Origin of the sequence: Pseudomonas sp. NPDC087814 (assembly GCF_044742865.1) — a bacterium.
Classification (GTDB): domain Bacteria; phylum Pseudomonadota; class Gammaproteobacteria; order Pseudomonadales; family Pseudomonadaceae; genus Aquipseudomonas.
In genome coordinates this window covers 1-4,651 of the sequence record NZ_JBIUVK010000099.1, presented here as the reverse complement: position 1 = coordinate 4,651, position 4,651 = coordinate 1, and the positions used below count along the sequence as shown (strand labels likewise).

General features: G+C 62.3%; 4 protein-coding genes and 1 pseudogene. All 5 read right to left on the bottom strand.

What is annotated here, in order from left to right; translation table 11 throughout:
- Window positions 1–157 precede the first annotated feature (157 nt).
- A complete protein-coding gene (locus ACIOMR_RS30745) occupies window positions 158–487 on the bottom strand; it encodes a GlpM family protein (RefSeq protein WP_172834602.1) in 330 nt (109 codons plus the stop codon).
- An 18-nt stretch (window positions 488–505) separates the two neighbouring features.
- Window positions 506–1,846 (bottom strand): sigma-54 dependent transcriptional regulator, encoded by a 1,341-nt coding sequence (locus ACIOMR_RS30740; RefSeq protein WP_003208736.1) that lies wholly within the window; start codon window positions 1,844–1,846, stop codon window positions 506–508.
- Window positions 1,843–3,744, bottom strand: coding sequence for a sensor histidine kinase (locus tag ACIOMR_RS30735; RefSeq protein WP_003208735.1), 1,902 nt, complete (start codon window positions 3,742–3,744; stop codon window positions 1,843–1,845). Before ACIOMR_RS30735 ends, ACIOMR_RS30740 begins: the two co-directional genes overlap by 4 nt.
- Window positions 3,745–3,811: 67 nt before the next feature.
- Window positions 3,812–4,546: an amino acid ABC transporter ATP-binding protein gene (locus ACIOMR_RS30730; RefSeq protein ID WP_003208734.1), complete on the bottom strand. Its 735-nt coding sequence runs from the start codon at window positions 4,544–4,546 to the stop codon at window positions 3,812–3,814.
- A pseudogene (locus ACIOMR_RS30725) lies at window positions 4,543–4,651 on the bottom strand (amino acid ABC transporter permease); the annotation flags it as partial. The gene ACIOMR_RS30730 and the pseudogene ACIOMR_RS30725, both read right to left, overlap by 4 nt.

Genomic DNA, 4,651 nt, shown 5'->3' with positions numbered 1-4,651 from the left:
CGAGCCTAAGCGAGGTGCCGAGTGGTGGGGCAAGAGCGTTTTGCTTACTTTTGCGCTGTTCAAAAGTGAGCCGCTGTAAGAGCGGAACCAATAGCGGCCGTTACCTAAATAACGGATATACACACCCACCCGGCTCCGCATCTTTGATAGGTGTATGTCAGGCGTGTACCCGGACCCACACGCTGACCAAAATCGTAGCCGCCATCAACCACGCCACCGCCGCCACCGCCAGCGAAGCCTCCAGGCGCATCCGGTCAACCATCACATACAACGTCGCCAGGTACACAAAGTACGGAATGATCGACCACATCCCGAACACGATGGTGGTCTTCAAATCCTCCACCGAACGACCCTTGCCGACAATGTAATGCGCAATCAACGCGAACGTCGGAAACAGCGGCACCAACCCTGCAATGTAGTAGTTCTTGGTCTTGGCCAGCGCCGCCAGAATAAGCACCACCCCCGCACCCAATGCCGCCTTCAACAATAAATCCACAATGCGCTCCTAGTGGCTCAGCCCGTACTTCTTGACCTTGTCGAACAACGTGGTCTTGGCCATCCCCAGTTCCTGGCTGGCCTGGGTCAGGTTGCCGCCGCTGCGTTGCAAGGCATCGTTGAGCAGGTTGCGCTCGAACGCCTCCACCGCTTCGGTAAAGGCCAGCCCATGGTTGCCGCTGCTGGCGCCGCTCTTCTTGAACGCCGGCAAACCGAGGGCAAACCGCTCGGCCACGTTGCGCAGTTCACGCACGTTGCCCGGCCAGTCATGGCTCATCAGGCTGGACAGGGTCTGGTTGTCGAGGTCCGGCGCGGTGCGGTCGAAACGCAGCGACGACTGCTGCAGGAAGTGTTCGAACAACTGCAGGATGTCTTCGCGGCGTTCACGCAGCGGCGGCAGTTCCAGGGTCACCACGTTGAGACGGTAGTACAGGTCGCTGCGAAACTGGTTGGCGCGGCTCAGGTCGTCGAGGTCGGACTTGGTCGCGGCGATCACCCGGCAATCCACCGCCACGCTCTGGTTCGAGCCCAGGCGTTCCAGGGTACGTTCCTGCAACACCCGCAGCAGCTTGATCTGCAGGTTCATCGGCATGCTTTCCACTTCGTCGAGGAACAGCGTGCCTTCGTGGGCGTGTTCGATCTTGCCGATGCGGCGCTTGCCGGCACCGGTGAACGCGTTGGCTTCGTGGCCGAAGATTTCGCTTTCGAACAGGTTCTCCGGCAGGCCGCCGCAGTTCAAGGCGACGAACTGGTGGGAGTGGCGCCGGCTGAAATCGTGCAGGCAGCGCGCGACCAATTCCTTGCCGGTGCCGGTCTCGCCCTCGATCAACACGTTGGCCGAGGTGTCGGCGACGTTGGCGATCAATTCCCGCAGGTTCTGCATGGCCGGGGAGCGACCGATGATCCGGCCTTCCAGCGAATCGCGCTCGGCCAGTTGCCGGCGCAGCGACCAGACTTCCCGGGCCAAACCGCGTTGTTCCAGGGCGCGGCGGGCTACGTCCACCAGGCGCTCGGGAGAGAAGGGTTTCTCCATGAAGTCATAGGCGCCGTTGCGCATCGCGCCCACGGCCATGGAGATATCGCCGTGGCCGGTGATCAGCACCACCGGCAGGCTTTTATCCAGGGCCTTGAGCCGGGTCAGCAACTCCAGGCCGTCGATGCCCGGCAGGCGAATATCGCTGATGACGATGCCGGCGAAGTTTTCACCGACGAGGGTCAAGGCTTCTTCGGCACTGCCCACGCCCACGCTGGGAATGTCTTCCAGGGCCAGGGCTTGCTGGCAGCCGAGCAATACATGGGGGTCGTCTTCGACGATCAGGACGGTCAGGTCGGTGGTTTTTTCTGCGTTCATTTCGACTCGACTTGTTGAGGGCTCGCCAGCGGCAAACTCAGGACAAAGGCAGTACCACCGCTGGCCGGATGCTCGACGGCGAGGTTGCCGCCGGTCGCCGCCGCGAGGCTGGCCGACAGCGTCAGGCCGAGGCCCAGGCCTTGTTCGCCGGGTTTGGTGGTAAAGAACGGTTCGAACAAATGCTTGCGGGTCTCGGGATCAATCCCGTGGCCGTTATCGCGCACCCGCAGGCGATATTTGCCGTCGGCGATGTCGCCTTCCAGCCACAGTTCGGGGGCCGGTTGCGCCTGCATCGCATCCAGGGCGTTGCCCATCAGGTTGACCAGGATCTGCTCCAGGCGTGTCTGGTCGATCTGCAACTGCGCGCTGCTGAAGTGGCGGTGCACCGTCAGCGGCAGGGTCTCCAGGCGACTGCCGAGGATCTGGAACGTAGCGTCCACCGCCTTGCCCAGATTGGCTTCGCCCTGGTCATCGCCACGCCGGGCAAAGGAGCGCAGGCTGGCGGTGATGCGACCCATGCGGTCGATCAGTTCGTTGATGGTCTTGAGGTTGGCACTGGCGGTGTCCAGCGCCCCACGCTCAAGGAAGCGCACGGTGTTGCCCGACAGGGTACGCAGGGCGGCCAGTGGCTGGTTCAATTCATGGGCGATGCTGGTGGACATCTGGCCGATGGCCGCGAGTTTGCCGGCCTGCACCAGCTCGTCCTGGGCCCGGCGCAAGGTTTCCTCGGCCTGGCGCCGCTCGCGAATCTGGCTCTTGAGCCGCTCGTTGCTGGCCCGCAGGTCGGTGGTGCGTTCGGCAATCCGTCGCTCCAGCTGGTTATTGGCTTCCTGCAGGGCTTCCCGGGCGGCGAGGCGGGTGGCAATCACCTTGCGGCGCTCGTTCCAGGCAATCAGCAGGAATGCCACCAGCGCAAAGGCTACGGCCACCAGGATGCCCTGGTTGATGGCGGCCCGGCGCAGGTCGTTCAGCGGGGTGAGCAGGGTGAAATTCCAGGGGGTGTCGTTCAGTGGGCGGGTCTGGGCCAGGTAGCTGACCTCATGCTCGTCGGCCACCACTTCGCTGTTGGCCGGGAAGGTCAACTTCTCGGTGCCTTCGTTGAGGCGTTCGCGGGCCAGTGGTTCCAGCTCGTTGAGCGTCGCCCAGTAGTATTGCAGGCTGTGGGCGAGGCGGTCCTTGGTGTCATCGCTCAATGGCCGTACGGACTTGAGGCGACGGGCCGGGTCGCTGGAGAGAATGATGATGCCATTCTCGTCACTGACGAAGGCCTCCAGGCGCGCCCGCTGCCAGCGCTCTTCCAGCGCTTCCAGGCGTACCTTGACCACGGCGACGCCGATGATCTTGCCGTGCTCTTCCAGGCCATGGGCCAGGTAATAGCCGGGTTCGCCGTTGGTGCTGCCGATGCCGTAGAACCGGCCGGGCTGGCCGCGCACCGCATTCTGGAAATAGGCACGGAAGGACAGGTCTTCACCCTGGTAACTGTCGGCATCGCGCCAGTTACTGGTCGCCAGCACACGGCCGGTGGTGTCCATCACGTAGATCGCCCGGCTGCGACTGCGCCGGTTCAGGCCTTCGAGGTAGTCGTTGACGGTTTTGCGGGTTTCTTGATTCGGGTCTGCCAACAGCCTGGAGACGCTGGATTCCAGCTCCAGGAGACTGGGCAGGTAGGTGTATTTGCTGAGTTCGCTCTCGACGGTGCGGGCGTGCAATTCCAGTTGGCGTTCGCCGGTATCGCTGAGGGTGCGGATCCCATAGAACTCGCTGATCCAGAAGCCGACGTAACCCAGTCCGATCATCAGGGCGATGATCAGCGGCGGCAGGAACAATTGGCGAATCAGACGAGGCTTCACGGCAAGTGATGGCGGCGCGGCGCGAAAGAGGTTGGGGTCGCATTTCATCACAGATGCCTTGGGTCAACCAGTTGTGGTGAGTGGGGTTGCCCGACCCACCACAACAGGGCAGTGCTTAGTGCTGCAGGATTTTCTCGAGGAAGTGCTGCGCACGCTCGGAGCGGGCGCTGATGTCGCCGAAGAATTCCTCTTTCGGGCAGTCTTCGATGATCTTGCCGGCGTCCATGAAGATCACCCGGTCGGCTACCTTGCGGGCGAAACCCATTTCGTGGGTCACGCACATCATGGTCATGCCTTCCTGGGCCAACTGCACCATCACGTCGAGCACTTCGTTGACCATTTCCGGGTCGAGGGCCGAGGTCGGTTCGTCGAACAGCATGACGATCGGGTCCATCGCCAGCGCACGGGCAATCGCCACACGCTGTTGCTGGCCGCCGGAAAGCTGGCCCGGGTGCTTGTGGGCGTGAGCCGACAGGCCGACGCGCTCCAGCAGTTGCAGGCCCTTCTTGGTGGCTTCTTCCTTGCTGCGGCCCAATACCTTGATCTGCGCGATGGTCAGGTTTTCGGTGATGGTCAGGTGCGGAAACAGCTCGAAGTGCTGGAACACCATGCCAACGCGCGAGCGCAGTTTCGGCAGGTTGGTCTTCGGGTCGGCAATGGAGGTGCCATCGACCACCACGTCGCCTTTCTGGAACGGTTCCAGGGCGTTGACGCACTTGATCAGGGTCGATTTGCCCGAGCCGGACGGCCCGCACACCACGATCACTTCGCCTTTTTTAACCTCGGTGCTGCAATCGGTCAGCACCTGGAAGTCGCCATACCACTTGTTGATATTCTTGATAGAGATCATACGGCAAACCTTTTTTGCAGACGCTTGACCAGCAGCGAGGCGGAAATGCGGATGATGGAGTGGCCGACACCGGCGTAGATCCGGAACTCATTGGAGCGGCCGATG

Excerpts from the sequence above, each read along its gene's own strand:
- ACIOMR_RS30740 (WP_003208736.1), bottom strand. The coding sequence starts at position 1,846 with ATGAACGCAGAAAAAACCACCGACCTGACCGTCCTGATCGTCGAAGAC.
- ACIOMR_RS30730 (WP_003208734.1), bottom strand. The coding sequence starts at position 4,546 with ATGATCTCTATCAAGAATATCAACAAGTGGTATGGCGACTTCCAGGTG.
- ACIOMR_RS30735 (WP_003208735.1), bottom strand. The coding sequence starts at position 3,744 with ATGAAATGCGACCCCAACCTCTTTCGCGCCGCGCCGCCATCACTTGCC.